The 18033-nt window shown below is 73.4% G+C and carries 18 protein-coding genes; 9 read left to right on the top strand and 9 right to left on the bottom strand.

The window, feature by feature from the left end:
• Positions 1-47 precede the first annotated feature (47 nt).
• From ACQPZK_RS05415 to ACQPZK_RS05400, 4 genes are all read right to left on the bottom strand, one after another.
• On the bottom strand, positions 48-536 hold the full coding sequence (locus ACQPZK_RS05415; protein ID WP_433537237.1) for a hypothetical protein: 489 nt from the start codon (positions 534-536) through the stop codon (positions 48-50).
• Positions 537-624: 88 nt separating this feature from the next.
• On the bottom strand, positions 625-2049 hold the full coding sequence (locus ACQPZK_RS05410) for an ATP-binding protein (protein ID WP_433537236.1): 1425 nt from the start codon (positions 2047-2049) through the stop codon (positions 625-627).
• A gap of 80 nt (positions 2050-2129) precedes the next feature.
• On the bottom strand, positions 2130-2894 hold the full coding sequence (locus tag ACQPZK_RS05405; protein WP_433539114.1) for a response regulator: 765 nt from the start codon (positions 2892-2894) through the stop codon (positions 2130-2132).
• Positions 2873-4129 (bottom strand): sensor histidine kinase, encoded by a 1257-nt coding sequence (locus tag ACQPZK_RS05400; RefSeq protein ID WP_433537235.1) that lies wholly within the window; start codon positions 4127-4129, stop codon positions 2873-2875. Before ACQPZK_RS05400 ends, ACQPZK_RS05405 begins: the two co-directional genes overlap by 22 nt.
• A 132-nt stretch (positions 4130-4261) precedes the next feature.
• Between ACQPZK_RS05400 and ACQPZK_RS05395 the strand changes: the two genes are divergently transcribed.
• From ACQPZK_RS05395 to ACQPZK_RS05380, 4 genes are read left to right on the top strand one after another with little or no spacing between them, the layout of a single operon-like run.
• Positions 4262-5158 carry an ABC transporter ATP-binding protein gene (locus ACQPZK_RS05395; RefSeq protein WP_433537234.1) on the top strand — a complete coding sequence of 299 codons (897 nt, stop codon included), beginning with the start codon at positions 4262-4264 and terminating at the stop codon, positions 5156-5158.
• Entirely contained in the window at positions 5155-5952 is a 798-nt protein-coding gene (locus ACQPZK_RS05390) for an ABC transporter permease (RefSeq protein WP_433537233.1), read from the top strand. The genes ACQPZK_RS05395 and ACQPZK_RS05390 overlap by 4 nt, the downstream gene beginning before the upstream one ends.
• Positions 5953-5954: 2 nt before the next feature.
• Positions 5955-6692 carry a YqeB family protein gene (locus ACQPZK_RS05385; protein WP_433537232.1) on the top strand — a complete coding sequence of 246 codons (738 nt, stop codon included), beginning with the start codon at positions 5955-5957 and terminating at the stop codon, positions 6690-6692.
• Positions 6693-6722: 30 nt separating this feature from the next.
• Positions 6723-7286: an SOUL family heme-binding protein gene (locus ACQPZK_RS05380; protein ID WP_433537231.1), complete on the top strand. Its 564-nt coding sequence runs from the start codon at positions 6723-6725 to the stop codon at positions 7284-7286.
• 28 nt (positions 7287-7314) lie between these two features.
• On the opposite strand, the gene ACQPZK_RS05375 is transcribed toward ACQPZK_RS05380, so the two are convergent.
• Positions 7315-9744, bottom strand: coding sequence for an FtsX-like permease family protein (locus tag ACQPZK_RS05375; RefSeq protein WP_433537230.1), 2430 nt, complete (start codon positions 9742-9744; stop codon positions 7315-7317).
• Positions 9738-10487 carry an ABC transporter ATP-binding protein gene (locus ACQPZK_RS05370; protein ID WP_433537229.1) on the bottom strand — a complete coding sequence of 250 codons (750 nt, stop codon included), beginning with the start codon at positions 10485-10487 and terminating at the stop codon, positions 9738-9740. Before ACQPZK_RS05370 ends, ACQPZK_RS05375 begins: the two co-directional genes overlap by 7 nt.
• Before the next feature lie 169 nt (positions 10488-10656).
• On the opposite strand from ACQPZK_RS05370, the gene ACQPZK_RS05365 reads away from it, so the two are divergent.
• From ACQPZK_RS05365 to ACQPZK_RS05355, 3 genes are read left to right on the top strand one after another with little or no spacing between them, the layout of a single operon-like run.
• Positions 10657-11814, top strand: coding sequence for a sensor histidine kinase (locus ACQPZK_RS05365; RefSeq protein WP_433537228.1), 1158 nt, complete (start codon positions 10657-10659; stop codon positions 11812-11814).
• Positions 11811-12479, top strand: a complete 669-nt coding sequence (locus ACQPZK_RS05360; protein WP_433537227.1) for a response regulator — start codon at positions 11811-11813, stop codon at positions 12477-12479. The genes ACQPZK_RS05365 and ACQPZK_RS05360 overlap by 4 nt, the downstream gene beginning before the upstream one ends.
• 29 nt (positions 12480-12508) lie before the next feature.
• Positions 12509-13048, top strand: a complete 540-nt coding sequence (locus tag ACQPZK_RS05355) for a DUF1697 domain-containing protein (protein WP_433537226.1) — start codon at positions 12509-12511, stop codon at positions 13046-13048.
• A gap of 32 nt (positions 13049-13080) precedes the next feature.
• Here ACQPZK_RS05355 and ACQPZK_RS05350 read toward each other — a convergent pair whose 3' ends face one another.
• Together ACQPZK_RS05350 and ACQPZK_RS05345 are read right to left on the bottom strand one after the other, a co-directional pair.
• Positions 13081-14058: an MBL fold metallo-hydrolase gene (locus ACQPZK_RS05350; protein ID WP_433537225.1), complete on the bottom strand. Its 978-nt coding sequence runs from the start codon at positions 14056-14058 to the stop codon at positions 13081-13083.
• 155 nt (positions 14059-14213) lie between these two features.
• Positions 14214-15098 carry a serine hydrolase gene (locus tag ACQPZK_RS05345; RefSeq protein ID WP_433537224.1) on the bottom strand — a complete coding sequence of 295 codons (885 nt, stop codon included), beginning with the start codon at positions 15096-15098 and terminating at the stop codon, positions 14214-14216.
• Between the two features lie 51 nt (positions 15099-15149).
• Here ACQPZK_RS05345 and ACQPZK_RS05340 point away from each other — a divergent pair, with 51 nt between their 5' ends.
• Together ACQPZK_RS05340 and ACQPZK_RS05335 are read left to right on the top strand one after the other, a co-directional pair.
• A complete protein-coding gene (locus tag ACQPZK_RS05340; protein WP_433537223.1) occupies positions 15150-16109 on the top strand; it encodes a LysR family transcriptional regulator in 960 nt (319 codons plus the stop codon).
• 97 nt (positions 16110-16206) lie between these two features.
• Entirely contained in the window at positions 16207-17058 is an 852-nt protein-coding gene (locus ACQPZK_RS05335; protein WP_433537222.1) for an aldo/keto reductase, read from the top strand.
• 61 nt (positions 17059-17119) lie between these two features.
• On the opposite strand, the gene ACQPZK_RS05330 is transcribed toward ACQPZK_RS05335, so the two are convergent.
• Positions 17120-17962 carry a helix-turn-helix transcriptional regulator gene (locus ACQPZK_RS05330; RefSeq protein ID WP_433537221.1) on the bottom strand — a complete coding sequence of 281 codons (843 nt, stop codon included), beginning with the start codon at positions 17960-17962 and terminating at the stop codon, positions 17120-17122.
• Positions 17963-18033: the final 71 nt, after the last annotated feature.

Here is an 18033-nt window from a genome sequence, read left to right as displayed (position 1 = left end):
CCGACGCCCTGTCGCCCCGGGCAGAGCGGGCCGTGGGGTGACGCCGCTCAGCTCGCCCGGGGCCAGCGCGGGGCGGCGACACCGGGACTCACCGGGCGGCCGGCAGGCGCGGGTCGTACCCCGGTGGGGGTGGCACGCGCGGCCTGGTGTCGCGCGGGTAGTCCGGCCCGGCCGGGCGGCGGCGCCGGATAGCCGGCGGGCGTGGCCGGCCGGGCGGCGGGACGCGCGGACGACGGCCCGGTCGCGGTGAACGGGAAGGGCACGTGCACGAACGGGTTGCCGTGCCGGATCAGCGCCTCGATCTGCCGCTCGTTGAGCCCGTGCGCCTCCAGGACGCGACGCCCCCAGCGGTGCAGGCGGCACGGGTAGGACGCGCCGTCGTTACGGCACAGCGGTCCGGTCGGCCACTCCTCGGCGGTGTGTACGACCACCGCCCGGACCGCGAGCCGGACATCCTCGGGGGTCAGTGGTGCCGGCACTGGCACCTCGCCCAGCACCTGGTCGATGGGATCCGTCGACTGCTCACCAACACGCACGGCAGGCCTCCCGCAGCTCGGCAGCGGTACGGCGGACCCACCGCACCGACATCCTCGGGCAGTGGTACGGCCGGCATCGGGCGAAGGTTCAATCGCGGTACGCGATAAGCAGATCCTCCGGCGACAGCACGCGGATCCCGTCGACGGCGGCACCGCTGCGCGACACGGCAACGATCGGTACCGATTCATCCGCTCCGGGCAGCCGGGACCGGTGCAGAAGCAGTCGGCCCAGGTCATGGGCATCGAAGGGACGATTTTCCTGCCACTTCACGGAGCCGACGAAGCAGATGCGTTCAGCAACCGGCCCCCGATCAGCGCCGACGATGTCGATCTCCGGGTCGTTCGTACGCGTCCAGTAGCCGCCGATCACCGACGCTTCGGCTGGCAACGCATCTCCGGGCAGCCGGCGCATCGTCTCGCGGACGACAGGTTCGATCGCCCGGCCCCGCCAGGACGTCCACGATCGCAGGATCCGCTGCAGGGTCAGATCGCCTCGCCCACGCTCGATCTCTGCCAGGTGGGGCCCCAGGAACGACAGCCAGAAACGGAGGTACGGGTCAGCCACCGCATACCTCGTCTCCCTCGACGGCTTGGTCGACAGGGGGACGGCGACCTCCACGGCCCGCTTCTGGGTCAGCAGACCCAGGGCGCGGTTCAGGGACGCCTGCGGTAGATCCCCTGCCGCACGAGAGATCAGCGTGAAGGTCCGCTCACCGGAGCCGATGGCCCGCAGCACCAGACCCGCCTGGGACTGGGGTGGAAACTCCGCCGCAAGCGCGCGTTCGCCGCTGACCAGCAGGGCCGAGGTCGGATCGCGTACCGCGTCGGCCAGATACTCGTGCACCGATGCACCGGTTGGCCACTCGTCGAGGATCAGGGGCAGACCGCCGGACACCAGATAGGCGTCGAAAGCGTCGGCGGCGGACAGGTCGAGCATGTCGCGGACATCGGCCGGGCTCAGCGGAGGGATGACCATCTCGGTGGCCCGCTGGTGGAACGGCCGACCGTAGTCGTTCAGGGCTTCCATCATGGCCAGGTCCGAACCGACGCAGATCAGCAGGACCGGCCGCCGGGACAGCTCTCGATCGAACACCTTCTGCAGTGTGCCCTCGAAGCCCGGGTCGCTCGCGATGAGGTACGGCATCTCGTCCAGGACGACGACGCTCGGCCGATCGGTCGGCAGCGCGGCGGCGAGCAGGGTGAGTGCTGCGTCCCAGGTCCGTGGTTGCTGCTCGGTCAGCAGTTGCGCTGCGGGCAACGTAGATGTGGCCGCCGTTTCTACGAAGAGGGCCAGATCGGCGGCGGCGGTCGGCTGCGCTGAGGCGGTGAAGAAGAGGTGCGGGACCTCAGCGCGCTCGACGAACTCCTCCACGAGCCGCGACTTGCCCACCCGTCGGCGACCACGCATGAGGAGGGCGCGACCCGGCCGGCCGGCCCGGCCACCGCGAGCTACCCGCGCGAGCATCCCGTCGAGCAGGGCCAGCTCACGCTCCCGCCCCACGAAGCCGTCCATGCAACCACCCTTGATGCTGTCATTTTTGGAACCCTCATAAATGAGGGTATCAAGGAGTGCTACGCCAACGAGGTCGACACTCAGACGAGGTCGGCGTCGTGCACGAGCAGGGCCACCTGGACCCGGTTGTTGAGGTCGAGTCGGGTCAGCAGCCGGGAGACGTACGCCTTCACCGTCGCCACGCTCATGAACAGCTCCCCCGCGATCTCCGCGTTGGTGTGCCCCCGCCCCAGGGCGATCGCGACCTGCCGTTCCCGCTCACTGAGCGCGGCGAGCAGGCGCAGCGCCCGCTCGCGTCGCGGATCGGGGCCGGGCAGGCCCGGGTTGGCGGCGGTCACGTGGTTGATCAGCGTGCGGGTCACCGACGGGGAGAGCATCGCCTCGCCCGCGGCGACCCGGCGTACCGCGTGCACGATGTCCACCGGCGGGGTGTCCTTGAGCAGGAAGCCCGCCGCGCCGGCGCGCAAGGCCCGCAGCACCTGCTCGTCGGCGTCGAAGGTGGTCAGCACCAGCACCTCGGGCGGGTTCGGTTGCCCACGCAGCGCCTCGGTGGCGGCCAGCCCGTCCACCCGAGGCATCCGGATGTCCATCAGCACGACGTCCGGGGCGTACGCGGCGACCGCCGCGGGAACCTCGCCGCCGTCGGCCGCCTCGCCCACCACCCGCAGGTCCGGCAGACCGCCGAGGATCATCGAGAGCCCCGCCCGGACCAGCGCGTCGTCGTCCACGATCAGCACCCGCACCGGCTCCGACCCGCCGGCCGGACCGGATTCGGCACGGGCGCCGGGAACGTCAGGAGAGCCAGGCCCGCCGGCCGGGGCGGTCACGCCGGCCACGGCAGCCAGGCTGCCAGCCGGAAGTCGCCGGTGTCGTCCCGCCCGTAGGCGAGTCGGCCGCCGGCCAGGGTGACCCGTTCGCTGATGCCGACCAGGCCGGTGCCCGCGCCCGGGAGCGTGCCGCCGGCCGGAGCGCCCACCGGCCACCGGTTGGCGATCGCCACGGTCAGCCCGCTGCCCGGGCCACCGGTCACGTCCACGGTGACGGCCGCGCCGGCCGCGTGCTTGCGGGCGTTGGTCAGACCCTCCTGCACGATCCGGTAGGCCGCCCGTCCCAGCGCCGCCGGCACCTCCTCCGACCGGGCCACACTGTCGCTGACGTTGACCCGCACACCGGCCGTCCGCGACTCGTCGATCAGGGCCGGAAGGTCGGCGAGGGTGGGCTGGGGCGGCTCGGGCGCGTCGCCGGCGCCGCCGTCGCCCTCGGCCCGGAGCACCCCGATGACCTCCCGCAGGTCCTGCAGGGCGGCGTGGGCGCTGCCCCGGATCACTCCGGCGGCGCGGGCCACCTCGTCGGCGGGCGCGTCCGGGCGGAACTCCAGCGCGCCCGCGTGCAGGCTGAGCAGGGAGATCCGGTGGGCCAGCACGTCGTGCATCTCCCGGGCGATGCGGGTGCGTTCGAGGTGACGGGCCTGGGCCACCCGCAACTGCTGCTCTGCCTCGGCACGCTCGGCGCGTTCGCGCAGCGAGACGATCAACTGCCGCCGGGCCCGCACGAACATCCCCCAGGCCAGCACCGCGAGCGTGATCACCACGCCCCAGGACACGGTGAGCAAGTACGGCATGGCCGGGTCGGGACGCGCCCAGCTGAAGACCAGGTTGGTGAGGAGGCCGACACCGGTGACCGCCACCGCGACGGCCGTCCGGCGGTGCACCACCACGGTGAAGAACACGATCAACAGCGGGATCGCGGCGGCCATCGAGAACATGCTCAACGGCAGGGTGGCCACCGCCAGCCCGAGCGGCCACCGCCGACGTACCCAGAGCAGCGCGCAGGAGACCAGCCCGATCAGAGCGTCCGCGCCGACCATCCAGTCGTACGGCAACGGGACCGCCGACTCCGGGCTGGGCGACAGCCCGTCCACGGTGGCGAACAGCACCCAGAGCAGGCTGATGAGGAAGGCCAGGCTGTCCACCACCCAGTCGCGGGTGGTACGACGCGGACGGGCCCGCGCGGGCTCCGCCGGCACCACCAGCTCCCCCGGCAGCAGCCAGGGATGCTCGGGAACGGCGATGCTGGTCACGCGCCCATGCTAGGCAGCTACCGGCCCCGACAACCAGCTACCAAAGTCTCGACCGGAGCGTCGACCAAGGTCGGTGCGACATCGACGAGCGGCCGCAGCGGACAGCCGGGCGGCGGCGGCAGGCTCGACCGCATGATCACCGTGGAGAACCTCACCAAGCGGTACGGGCCGCACCCGGCGGTGGACGACGTGTCGTTCCAGTGCGAGCCCGGCACCGTCACCGGCTTTCTCGGGCCCAACGGCGCCGGCAAGTCGACCACCATGCGCATGATCTGTGGGCTGACCACACCGACCGCCGGCCACGCCACCGTCGCCGGGCACCCCTACCGGGAGCTGCCCAACCCGGGGCGGGAGGTCGGCGTGCTGCTGGACGCCTCCGCCCAGCACGCGGGCCGCACGGGCCGCGAGGCGTTGACGCTGTCCGCGTACACCATGGGTTTGGACAAGCGCGAGGTCGCCGCGAAGCTCGACCTGGTCGGGTTGAACGCGGTGGCCGCGAAGCGTCGGGTACGGGCGTACTCGCTGGGCATGCGCCAGCGGCTCGGCCTGGCGCAGGCGCTGCTCGGTGACCCCCGGGTGTTGATCCTCGACGAGCCGGCGAACGGCCTGGACCCGGAGGGGATCTTCTGGATGCGAGGTCTGCTGCGGGACTTCGCCGACCGGGGCGGCACGGTGCTGCTCTCCTCCCACCTGCTGCGCGAGGTGGAGGCGGTCGCGGACCGGCTGGTGGTGATCGGGGGCGGCCGGATCGTGGCCCAGGGCGGCAAGGACGAGTTGCTGGCCGGTGGCGGCACGGTGGTGCGGGCCCGCGACGGCGCGGCGCTGCGCCGGGCGCTGGAGGCGGCCGACCTGACCGCCGCCGACAGCGCCGACGGCCTGCTCGTGCAGGCCGACGCCGAGACCGTCGGTCAGGCCGCGGCCGACGCCGGCGTCGCGTTGGCCGAGCTGCGGCCCGCCGGCAGCGGCGGCCTCGAACAGCTCTTCCTCACCCTGACCGCCGGCGAATCCACCAGGGAGGCCGTCCGATGACCACCACCACCGCGCCCGCCGCCGACGCCGTCGCGTCCCGGCGCCATTCCCCGGTACGCCCCCCGTCGCTGCTCCGACTCACCGCTGTCGAACTGCGCAAGCTCGTCGACACCCGGGCCGGCCGCTGGATGCTGATCACCATCGGTCTGATCGTCGTCGCGGTCGTCACCCTCCTGCTGATCTACGCGGAGGACGCCGAACAGACCTTCTCCACCTACTTCGTGACCTCGCTGCTGCCCGTCAACGTGCTCCTGCCGGTGCTGGGCATCCTGTCGATCACCAGCGAGTGGTCACAGCGCACCGCCCTCACCACGTACGCGCTGGTCCCCCGGCGGGAGCGGGTGGTAACCGCGAAACTGCTCGCGGTGGTGCTGGCCGCGCTCGCCTCTCTGCTGGTCACCGTGGCCGTCGCGGCCGTCGGGACGCTCGTCGCGTCGGCCACGGGCGGTGCGGGCACCTGGCAGGTCGACGCGACGCTGATCCTGAACGGGGCGATCGTCCAGGTGGCCGGGGTGCTGATGGGCGCCGCCTTCGGTCTGCTGCTGCTCAACCCGCCGCTGGCGATCGTCGGCTACCTGCTGCTGCCGACCCTCTGGTCGGTGCTCGGCGAGATGGTCCGGCCGCTGCGCGGTCCGGCCGGTTGGCTGGACACCAGCCGGACCATGGAACCGCTGTTCAGCAGCGATGCCCTCACCGGCGAACAGTGGGGGCGGCTGGCGGTTTCCCTGCTGGTCTGGATGGCCCTTCCGCTGGCCGCCGGCCTCGTCCGTACGCTGCGCCGCGAGGTGTCCTGACCATGGACACGGCCGGCTACCGTCCCCGCACCATCGTCAGCGGCGGCCCGCTGGAGCTGGCGGTCCTCTGGGGTGGCTTCCCGCTGCTCGGCGCGGGGGCGGGCTGGCTCCTCGCCGCGTCGACGGGGTGGTTGTCCCGGTTGTCCTGGGTGCCGTTCGGCGACCTCGTCAGGTGGTTGGACCGGTTGCCGGAGCCGCAGGCGACCCTCGGCGCGATGGCCGTGGGCGTCCTGGGCGGCCTGGTGGTCGCCGGGGTCGGCACCGCCGAACGGCTGATCGTCACCGTGGACTCCACGCAGGTCCGGCTGCGCCGCGCCGACCAGGTCCGCACCGTCGCGCGGGCCGACACCCGGGTCGCCTTCCTGGCCGACAAACACCTGGTGCTGCTCGACGGCGACGGCGCGGAACTCGTCCGGGAGTCGACGGACCTGCCGGCGTCCCAACTGGCCGCGGCGTTCCGCGCGCACGGCTGGGCCTGGACGGACGACGACCCGCACCGGTCGGCGTACCGGCTCTGGGTCCCCGACCTGCCCGGCCTGCCGGCCGGCGCGGACGCGCTGCTGCGTGCCCGCGACCGGGCTCTCGGACGAGAGCGCCGCGACGACGTACGGGAGCTGCGCCGGGAACTCGGCCGGCTCGGCGTGGTGCTGCGCGACGAGGGCGGACGCCAGTACTGGCGGACCGTCGCCCCGGGGACGGGACAACCGACTTCGGCCGAGCGGCAGCCGGAGGGGCGGTAGCGTCAGGCCAGGAGATCCTGGGAGCGCGCGATGACCGAGCAGCAGCCGTACCGGATGGTGTCCCGACACCCCGGCTTCGAGCTGCGCCGCTATCCGGCCCACCTGGTGGCCGAGATGCGGGTCCAGGCGTCGTTCACCCGGGCGCCGATGGAGGCGTTCCGGCCGCTGGCCGCGTACGTCGGGGGCGCCAACCGGGCCCGACAGCCGGTCGGGTCGGCCGTGTCGACGACGTCGGTGGCCAGCGGCTCGGCCAAGATCCCGATGACGCTGCCGGTCGTCCAGATCGAGGGTGAGCGGCCGGGCGCGTACCTGATCCAGTTCGTCCTGCCGGCCACCGTCACCGCCGCGACGGTGCCCGAGCCGGTGGACGCCCGGGTGCGGATCCACGAGGTCCCGGCACAGCTGGCGGCGGCGATGCGGTTCTCCGGCCGGTGGACGGAGCACGCCTTCAGCCAGCGGGCCACCATGCTCGGCCGCGCGGTGACCGCCGCCGGGCTGCAACCCACCGGAGCCATCCGGTACGCGCGCTTCGACCCGCCGTGGAAACCGTGGTTCCTGCGCCGCAACGAGGTCGTGCTGCCGGTCGTGGACTGACCGGGCGCGAGGCCGATCCTGCGCCCGGTCATGCGACCACGCCGAGCGGCGCCCGCGCGGGACCGTGCCGCAGCGAGCGCCACGTCGGCAGGACGCTGGCGAGCACGGCCAGCAGCAGGCACAGACCCACCACCGCGCCGACGACCGTCCACGGCACCACCAGGTCGACCGGGGCGCCGACCTGCTCGGCGAGGCCGGCGCGGATGCTGAGCAGGCCGACGAACGCGACCGCGCCTCCGAGCAGCGCGCCGATCAGCACCACCAGGGCGGATTCCGCCGTGACGAGCCAGACGACCTGCCGTCGGGTGGCCCCGGCCAGCCGGATCAACCGCAGGTCGGCAGCCCGGCCGGCGGCGGCCAGCACCAACGTGTTGGCGACCGCGATCGCGCCGTAGCCCGCGGACACCCCGATCAGCAGCACCGTGAACAGCCAGACCAGGCGGTCCTCGGCCGCGTCCGCCTCGGCCGCCCAGGTGGCCACGTCGACGACCCGTGCGCCGACGGGCGGGTCGATCCGGTCCCGGACGTACACCGTGGACGTCAGGGCCGAGGGGTCGTGCGTCCGCACCACCGCCCGGGGCAGCAGCAGGTCACCGGGGAGCGAGTCGTCGGTGACCACGGCCACGACGCGCAGCGACACCGCCGTCCCGTCGGCGAAGACCACCTCGTACGACGCGGACGGGCGCAGGTTCGTCGCGGCGGTGACCACCACCGTGTCGTCGCCCCGCAGATCGTCGAGCGTGCCGGCGACGACGGTGAGTACCCGGTTCGCGGCGGCGAAGCCCACCGGGTCCACGCCGAGCGCGGTGAGTGGACGGTCCGCCGGCGACGTTCCGGGGTCGGTGCGGTAGACCGTGGTCGGCAGGAGGGCGGTGCCGCCGGTCCCGGTGACCGCCGCGTCCGACAGACCGGGCCCGGAATCGGGCACGACGATCCAGCCGGCGTTGACGTTGTCCGCCCGACCTGCCGCGTACGCGGCGCTGGTGGTGCGCACCATTCCGGACACCAGCACCGCGAACGCGACCGTCAGCAGCACCGGCGCGGCGATGGCGGCGGTCCGTCGGGTGGCGGTCAACGCGCTACCCCGGACCAGCATCCCGATCGCGCCCCCGCGCCGTCGTATCGGGAGGCGTAGGAGCCGTACGACCGGCCCGACCACCGCCGGCGCGAGCACGGTGGCGCCGGCCACCAGGGCCATCACGGCGTACAGGGCGTACTGCGCGGCGATCCGGGCCTCGTCGGCGGTCGCCGTCCCCACGCTGAGCGCGATCCCCGCCGTGACGAGCAGCGCCCCGGTGACGACCCGCGCCCGCCCGATCGGCCGCTGCTCCCCCGCGGCCTCGCGCAACGCCTCCAGCGGACGGACCCGGGCCGCCCGGCGGGACGCCGACCAGACGGCCAGCAACGCGATCGCCGGCCCGGCGACGAGCGAGACCGCAACCGGCCAGAGGTGGTAGTGGACCGTGTAGGTCGCCGGCTCCAGACCGGCGTCGACCAGCAGGGCACCCAGTGCCGGGGCGAGCGCTGCCCCGGCCAGCAGACCGGCGACCCCACCGACGGTCCCGACGGCGAGCGCCTCGACGTACACCATGCGACGGACCTGGCGTCCGGTGGCGCCCACCGCGCGCAGCAGGCCCAGCTCGCGGCGGCGCTGCGCGATGGTGAACGCGAACGTGGAGGCCACCACGAAGACGGTGACGAAACCGGCGAGGGCCGCCGTGGCGGTGAGCACCTGCATGCCGATCCACCGGCTGCGGGCGTCCCCGCGAGGCTCCAGCGCCCCGCGCTGGTCGCCGGTCAACACCCGGCCGTCGCCGCCGACGATCCCCCGGGCCGCCACGGCGACCTCCTCCGGATCGGCGTCGGGCGAGAGCAGCAGACCGATCGCCCGGACGCCGGGGGCGAGCGCGGCCGCGACCTCGTCCGCGACGTGGACGCCGGGAGCGTCGACCAGACCGCTCACGGTGTACGGCTGCGGCCCCGACGCGGTGAGCACGGTGACCGACGCGCCGGTCCGCAGCCCGAGCGCACGGTCGAGGACCACCTCGTCGGCGTTCCGGGGCGGCTCGCCGGCCGTGGGACGCAGTCCACCGAGATGGGCGCTGGACCAGCCGTGCCCCTGGTGGGCGTCCTCGCGCCCAGTTTCGACCGCCGGGGGACGGCCGTCGACGAGCGGCTGGGCGTAGAAGGTCCGGTCCGGTACCGCCGCCGTCACACCCGGCAGGTCGGCCAGCCGGGCGGCGAGGGTCGCCGCCACGGTCGCGGACCAGGGGCGGGTGGGCACGAACGAGTCGGCGGCGGCGCCCGCCTCCGGGCTCTGCACCACCACGGCCGCCCGCGCCAGTCGGTCCGGCACCCGGGGACGCCCGGAGGCGAGCAGCAGGGTGGCCGCCGCGACCAGCATGACCCCGATGGCGACGGCCACGAACGCGCTGGCCGAACGCCGGATGCTCAACACGAGGGCTCCCCGGCGGTCTCCCGCTCGGCGATCCGGGCGGCGACGGCTGCGGCGGTGATTCCGTCGGTCATCTCGTCGACGACACGCCCGTCGGCGAGCAGGAGGACCCGGTCGGCGTACGCGGCGGCGGCCGGATCGTGGGTCACCATCACCACGGTCTGCCCGTGGTCGTCCACCAGCGCGCGCAGCAGTCGCAGCACCTGCCGGGACGCCGCGCTGTCCAGCGCTCCGGTGGGCTCGTCGGCGAAGAGCACCGCGGGGCGGGTGAGCAAGGCTCGGGCCACGGCGACGCGCTGCTGCTCGCCGCCCGACAGCTCACTGGGCCGGTGCCCGGCCCGGTCGGCGAGGCCGACGGCGTCGAGCGCGGCGGCGACGTCCCGGGCCGGTGGGCGGCGGCCGGCGAGACGCGACGGCAACTCGACGTTCTGCGCGGCGGTCAGCGTGGACACCAGGTTGAACGCCTGGAACACGAAGCCGATCCGATCCCGCCGCAGCCGGGTCAGCTCGTCCTCGCCCAGGTCGTTCAGGCGTACGCCGGCGATCGTGACGACACCCTCGGTCGGACTGTCCAGCCCCGCCGCGCAGTGCAACAGCGTGGACTTTCCCGAGCCGGAGGGGCCCATCACCGCCGTGAACGTGCCGCTGGCGAAGCTGGTCGTCACGCCGTCCAGCGCCGTCACCGGCCGGCCCGCAGCGCCGTACACCGCGCGTAACCCCGTCAGGGTCACCGTGTCTGTGGTCATGACCGCCACGGTGCCGCCTCCGGCAGGCGTCGCGCGTCGTGCCAGCGCCGACAATTCTCGGCCCGCCCGTGGGGGGAGCCGGGGCTCGTCCGGCAGCCGGATGTCGTACCCGAGGATGACGGCCCACGGGTGGACGCGCCCGCCGCCGGCGGCCGATAGCGTGCCAAGGGTGATCGCGCACCTGGTGTCCCGGCGACTGCGACCGAGGGATCTGTACGTCCTGGACGCCGCCCTGGCCCTGGCGGTCGGCGGGTTGCTCTGCCCGTACGCGGCGCTCGAACCGCCGCTGCACGGCGGCGTACGCGAACCGCTCTGGGTGTCCGTGCTCGTCGGGATGGCCCTCGGACTGCCGTTGGCCGTCCGGCGGCGCTGGCCGGTCACCGTCGCCGCCGTGATCAGCTCGGTCGCCACCGTCGCCCTGATCACCGGCGTGATCCCCAACTTCGCCGCTGCCGCGCCCGCCCTCGCCATCGGCCTGTCCTTCTACACGGTGGCCGTGTCGGCGACCACGCGCCGGTCGATGCTCGCCGCCGGTTGTTGCCTCGCCCTGGTCAGCGTCGCGCTGGTGCTGACCGCCGGTGACCTCTGGTCCCGCACCGGGGCGGTCGCCTACGCCCTCGTCATGATCGCGCCGGCCTGGCTGATCGGCTGGCTGGTCCGGGAGCGACGTGCCCTGGCCGCCCGGCAGAGCGATCACCTGGTCCGTCAGGCGGCCACCGAGGAGCGCCTGCGGGTGGCCCGGGAGCTGCACGACGTGGTGGCCCACACGCTCAGCCTCATCGTGGTGAAGGCCGCCGTCGCCAACCACGTCGCCGAGGCCGACCCGAGGGAGGCGGGCGCCGCCCTGCGGGTCATCGAGGAGACCGGCCGTGCCGCCCTGACCGACGTACGTCGGGTCCTCGGCGTCCTGCGCGAGAGCGCCCCGTACGCCCCGACGCCGGGGTTGGACGAGCTGCCGGTGCTCGCCGAGCAGGCGGCGATCGGCGGGGTCGACGTGCGGCTCGACGTACGGCGGGAGGAGCCGGTCGGCGCGGTGCCGGAGTCGGTGGGCCTCGCCGTCTACCGGATCGTGCAGGAGGCGGTGACGAACGTGGTCAAGCACGCCGCGCCGGCCGCCTGCCGGGCGACGGTGACCGTCCTTTCCACCGAGGTACGCGTGGAAGTGACCGACGACGGCCGACGGCCGGTGTCGACCGACGGCCACGGGCATGGACTGATCGGCATGCGGGAGCGGGTGGCGCTGCACGGCGGCGAGTTCCGGGCCGGTCCACGCTCCGACGGTGGCTTCGCGGTGGCGGCCCGCCTCCCCTACCGGGTGGCGGCGTGATCCGCGTGCTGATCGCCGACGACCAGGCGCTGCTGCGCGGCAGCTTCCGGTTGCTGGTGGACCTCAGCGGGGACTGCACGACCGTGGCCGAGGCGGGCAACGGCGTCGAGGCCGTCGCGCTGACCGGCCAGCACCGGCCGGACGTGGTGCTGATGGACGTCCGGATGCCGGAGATGGACGGCATCGAGGCGACCCGACGGATCTGCGCCGACCCGGCCACGGCCGACACCCGGGTCGTCATCCTGACCACGTTCGACCTGGACGAGTACGTCTACGGGGCGCTGCGCGCCGGGGCGAGCGGGTTCCTGCTCAAGGACACCCCTCCGGCGGACCTGTTGACCGGCATCCGGGTGGTCGCCGCCGGTGAGGGGCTGCTCGCGCCGACGGTGACCCGCCGACTGATCGACGAGTTCGCCCGACGGCCAGAGCCGGCCCGACCGCTGCCCCGACAGCTCGACGGGGTGACCGAGCGGGAACGGGAGGTGCTCACGCTGATCGGCCGGGGCCTGTCGAACGCGGAGCTGGCCGGACACCTCAACCTCAGCCCCGCCACGGTCAAGACCCACGTGGGGCGGTTGTTGACGAAGCTGGCGGCGCGCGACCGCGCGCAACTGGTCATCGTCGCGTACGAGACGGGCCTGGTCGGGCCGGGCGGCCTACGCTGAGCCGGTCCGCCGTACACCCAGGAGGAGCCATGACCCGGTACGTCGCCCTGCTGCGCGGGGTCAACGTCGGCAGCACCCGCCTCGCGATGGCCGACCTGCGCCGGATCGTCACCGACCTCGGCCACGACGACGTCACGACGTACCTGCAGAGCGGCAACGTGGCCTTCGGCAGCACCGTCCGGGACGCGGAGAAGCTCGCCGCCGGCATCGAGCGGGCGCTCACCGACGAGCTGGGGCTCACCGTGCCGGTGCTGGTGCGCAGCGGCCGGGAGCTGGCGGCGGTGGCGGGCGGAAACCCGTACGCCGAGATCGACGACGACCCGAAGAAGCTGCTGGTCGCGTTCCTCGCGACCGCTCCGAAGAAGTCGGCGGTCGACGCGCTCACCGTCCCCGGTGGCGAGAACGTGGCGTTCACGGTGACCGGCCGCGAGGTCTTCCTGCACTTCCCGGACGGCGGCTACGGGCGGACGAAGTTCACCAACGCGTACCTGGAGAAGCAGCTCGGCGTGGTGGGCACGACCCGGAACTGGAAGTCGGTGCGCGCCCTGGCGGAGCTGGCCACCGGCTGACCGGGCGGGCGCGGACGCCCGCCCAGCGCCGGTCAGAAGTGGTACGCCGTCTCGTACTCGGGGACCAGCACCCGGCTGCGCGGCGAGATCCGACGCACCGCCGCGATCATGTCGTCGAGCCGGTCACGGTCGGCAGGGGCGACGACCGGCGGGTTGCGCAACTCCGTCTCGAAGTTGTCCCAGTGCACCGGCACCACGACCTTCGGGTAGTCCAGCCCGGCCAGCAGTCGGGGCAGGTAGTCGCCGGTGGTGGTCGCGTTCTGCATGGCCACCATCGCCACGTCCGGCGCGAGGCCGGTGAGGTTGCGCTCGGCGACGTCGCTCGCGCCGGTGAAGTAGACCGACGGGCCGCCGTCTACCCGCAGGAGATAGCCGAGCGTGTCGCCCTCCGGCAGGTCCGCGATGGTCGCCGGCCGCGCCGGCTGGCTGACCCGCACCCCCGGAAAGGCCACCGAGTACGACGGGTTGCGGCTGTGCAGCGAGCCGACCACCTCGATCGTGTGGTCGCCGAAGTCCAGCACCTCCCCGCCCTTCACGGCGCTGAGCTGCGTCGACGGCACCCCGTACGCGAGCCCCAGGTGGTACGCGGTGAGCGTGCCGAAGACCCGCGCGCCGGTGCGTCCGGCGATGTACGGCACGTCCATGAAGTGGTCCCAGTGCGTGTGCGTGACCAGGACGGTGGTGGCCTTCTCGACGCGCGGGTCGATCACGTCGGTCCGCACGGACAACGGGGTGGCCGTGTTGAACGGGCCCCGGAACAGGCCGGTGTCGATCCGGCTGAGGAACGGGTCGACCAGAACGGTCCGGTCGCCGATGTCGATGCGCCAGCCGGCCGTACCCCACCAGCGGAAGCTGACCACCCCCTTGCCACGGGTGGACGGTGCGGGTGCGGCGGCCGGGGGCGCGGCCTGGGCCGGGGTGGTCGAGGTGGCGGCGAGTCCGCCGGCGGAGACCAGCGCGGTGGTGGCTGCGGCGTCACGCAGGAAGCGACGACGGTCGAGGTTGGGCATGTGGATCTGCTCCCCGTGTTCGGGTGATCGGTCGGCAACGAGCCAACCAGCGCCAGCACGCTCCGGTCCAAGATCGAAGGCGTTCGCCTCCGATACGCCACCACATATCGCGCCTGCTCAACACGGGGTGCCTCAGCGCCGGACACGCCGGGAAATCAGTTACCGCGCAGCGCCTCCACGGCGGCGCGGGCGGCCCGGCCGACGGCCAGGTCCACGTCGATCCGGCGCGGGGCGAGGTCGTCCGCGCGGGCGAAGACGGCTATCCCGTATCGGCCGCCGTCGGGGTACTCGGCGACTCCGGCCTCCAGGTGCAGTCCGGGCAGGCTGCCGGTCTTGCCCGACACCCGCACGGCGGGCGGGAAACCGGCGGCCAGGCGGGTCCAGAAGAGCTGCCGGGCCATCCAGGCGCGGACCATTGCGCACGCCGACGCAGGCCCGGCCTCGTCCCGCCAGATCATGGTGAGCAGCCGGGTGATGTCCCGCGCCGTACTGGACGTGGTGCGCAGCGGGTCGAAGACCCGCATGGCCCGTACCTCGCCCGCCGGCAGGGTCGGGAAGATCCGCGCGAACTCCGCCTCGGTACGCGCCCCCACGTCGGCGAGCATCATCTCGACCAACTCCCGTGGGCCGCCGAGGACGCGGGTACGGGCGAGGCCCAGCTCGGCGGCGAGCATTGGCAGCAGGTCCGGGCCAACCCGGCGCAGCAGCAGGTCGGCGGCGGTGTTGTCGCTGACCGACATGGCGAAGTAGGCGAGGTCCCGCAACGACACCTCGGCGTCGTCGGCGCAGCCGGCCAGCCCCCACCCGCCGAGCCGGTCGGCGGCGGTGACCAGGACCCGTTCGGTCGGGTCGAGTTGACCCGCGTCGACCTGCCGGGCGAACTCCAGCACCAGCAGGATCTTGAAGATCGACGCGATCACCACCTGCTCGTCGGCCCGCAACCCGACCTCCCGGCCCGCCGCGTCCAGGTCCACGACGTGCAGACTGCCGGTCACCCCGGCGTCCGCGAAGATGGCCTCGATCCGTTCCCCCACGTTCACCCCGGCACGGTATCCACTGGCGGGGTGCCGACGCTGGCGTAGGGTCCGGCCGTGGACCTGCTCCGACATCTGCGGCACTTCGTGGTGGTCGCCCACGAGCTGCACTTCGGACGGGCGGCCGACCGTCTCGGCATGGCCCAGCCGCCGTTGAGTCAATCGATCCAGCGGCTGGAGCGGGAGCTGGCCGTCGAGCTGTTCGACCGGTCCCGCCGCCAGGTACGACTCACCACCGCCGGCGGTCTGCTGCTCGCCGAGGCCGAGGAACTGCTCGCCGGCGAGGGCCGGCTGCGCAACCTCATGGTCCAGGTCCGCGCGGGCGAACTGGGCGTCCTGCGCGCCGGTGTGCCGCCGGAGACCCCGGCGGTGACGCTGCGGGCGCTGCTGGACCAGCTCGCCACCCGTGCGCCCGGCCTGGACGTGGAGCTGCACGAGCTGACCACCGCCGAGCAGGTGCGGATGCTCGGCGAGCGGAGCCTGGACGTGGGGCTCCTGCACCATCCGATCGACGCGGACGCGCTGCGCTTCGGCGCCCCCGTCGACGTACCGCTGGGGGTGTTGCTCCCGCGGACCTCGCCACTGGCGCGCGACCGGGCGGTGCCGCTCGCCGCGCTCGCGGGCCTGGACCTGGTGGCCGCGCCCCGGGCCACCGCGCCGGGCTGGCACGACCACCTGCTGGCGGTGTGCCGGCGGCACGGGTGGCGGCCGGCGCGGGTGCGTCCGGCGCGCAATCCGGAGTTCCTGTTCGGGTTGGTCCTCGCCGGCGGCGGGGTCGCCGTGGAGCCCGCGACCCTGGCCCGCCGGGAGCCACGGATCGCCTGGCGACCGATCGCCGACACGTCGCTGGCGAAGCGCACTTCGGCGGCCTGGCCGCAGCGGTCGGCGCACCCGGCGGCGGCGATGGTCGGGCAGCTCGCCGCCGAGGTGCTGGCCGCCGCCGAGCCGGCGCCATCCACGTCACCCTCGCTGCCGGCGGCACGGCCCTGGCCGGTGTTGTTCGACACGACCGGGTGAACCGGATCGCCGTTGCGCTCGTCACCTCGCTTTGGGCGGTGAATCGTCCACCCGCCCGGGTATGGATAACGGGTACCGAAGACGCGAAGGAGCCGCAGTGGCACTCACGATTCCTGACATCAGCCTGAACGACGGCACGACCATTCCGCAGCTCGGCTTCGGGGTGTTCCAGATCGAGCCGAAGGACACCGTCGCGGCGGTGACCACGGCGCTCGAGGTGGGCTACCGGCACATCGACACCGCCGAGATGTACGGCAACGAGGCCGAGGTCGGCGAGGCCGTCCGCACGTCCGGCCTCGACCGCGGCTCGGTGTACGTGACGAGCAAGCTGAGCAACGCCTTCCACCGCCCGGACGACGCCCGCAAGGCGTTCGACTCGACGCTGTCGGCGTTGAAGATGGACTACATCGACCTCTTCCTGATCCACTGGCCGCTGCCGACCCTGTACGACGGCGACTACGTCTCGACCTGGAAGGTGCTGGAGGAGTTCCAGCGCGACGGCCGCGCCCGGTCGATCGGCGTGTCGAACTTCCAGGTGTCGCACCTGCAGCGGCTGGCCGACGAGGCGAGCGTGGTGCCGGCGGTCAACCAGATCGAGGCGCACCCGTACTTCACCAACGACGAGGTCCGCGCGTACGGCAGCGAGCACAACATCCTCACCGAGGCGTGGTCGCCGATCGCGCAGGGCAAGGTGCTGGACGACCCGACGGTGGTCGACATCGCCGAGCAGGTCGGCCGTACGCCGGCGCAGGTGGTCCTGCGGTGGCACGTGCAGCGCGGCGACATCATCTTCCCGAAGTCGACCACGCCGAAGCGGATCGAGGAGAACACCGGGATCTTCGACTTCGAGCTGGACGACACCGCGATGGAGCGGATCACCGGGCTGAACAAGGGCAGCGCCGGGCGGCAGGGTCCGGACCCGGACACGTTCGCCTACGTGCCGCGCTGACCTGCGACTACGTGCTGCCCCGGAGTGCTGACTCCGGGGCAGCGCGCGGTACGCGGTCGGGTCAGCCGTCGACGCGCTCGGCGAGCCGGCGGAACACCGCCTGGGTCGGTGTGTCGGGCGTGGCGACGTAGACGATCAACCGCTGCTCGGTCTCCGGCACCAGCAGCACGCGGCACTCGAACTCCAGCGGTCCCAACTCGGGATGCGGCACCCGTTTCACGACGGGACGGCGCTCCCCGACCTCGTGCTCGGCCCACAGTTGGGCGAAGCGCGGCGAGGTGCCGAGCAGTTCGGTGACCAGCTCGCGGATCGCCGGGTCGGCCGGGTAGCGGCCGTAGGCGGCCCGCAGGTCCGCGACCGTGGTGTGCACGAACCTGCGCGCGTCGGCATCGGACCAGTGCGCGTCGGTGATCGGCTGCCGGAAGGTCCAGCGGATCATGTTGCGCTCGGCGTGCGGTACGGCCGCGAGATCCCCCACGAAGTGCGTGGCCAGCCGGTTCCAGGCCAGCACGTGGTAGGCGGCGTCGACGAGGTACGCCGGGGTCTCCGTCATGGCGTCGAGCAGGTGCCGCAGTCCGGGCGGCACCTCGCGGCTCGGGCCGACGGCCGATGGCGGATTTTCCCCGGCGATCCGGAACAGGTACTCCCGCTCGTCGCGGTTCAGCAGCAGCGCCCGGGCCAACGCGGCGAGCACCTGCCGGGACGGGTGCGGCCCCCGGCCCTGCTCCAACCGGATGTAGTAGTCGATCGACATGCCGGCGAGCTGGGCGACCTCCTGCCGACGCAGCCCGGGCGTACGCCGCCGTACCCCGTCGGGCAGACCGACCTCGGCGGGCCGCAGGCGGGCGCGGCGAGCGCGCAGAAACGACGCCAGTTCGTTCCGTCGCAGGCCGCTGCTCGTCATGCCCCCAGCATGCCTCGTGCCACGTCGCTCATGGTGGTACCGCCGGTCCCAGCCTCGCGGCGTCTCTCCCC

Origin of the sequence: Micromonospora sp. CA-249363 (genome assembly GCF_050950185.1) — a bacterium.
In the GTDB taxonomy this organism is placed as follows: Bacteria; Actinomycetota; Actinomycetes; order Mycobacteriales; family Micromonosporaceae; genus Micromonospora.
Note: the sequence above shows the minus strand (reverse complement) of the source record. Positions and strands in the feature narration are given on the sequence as shown.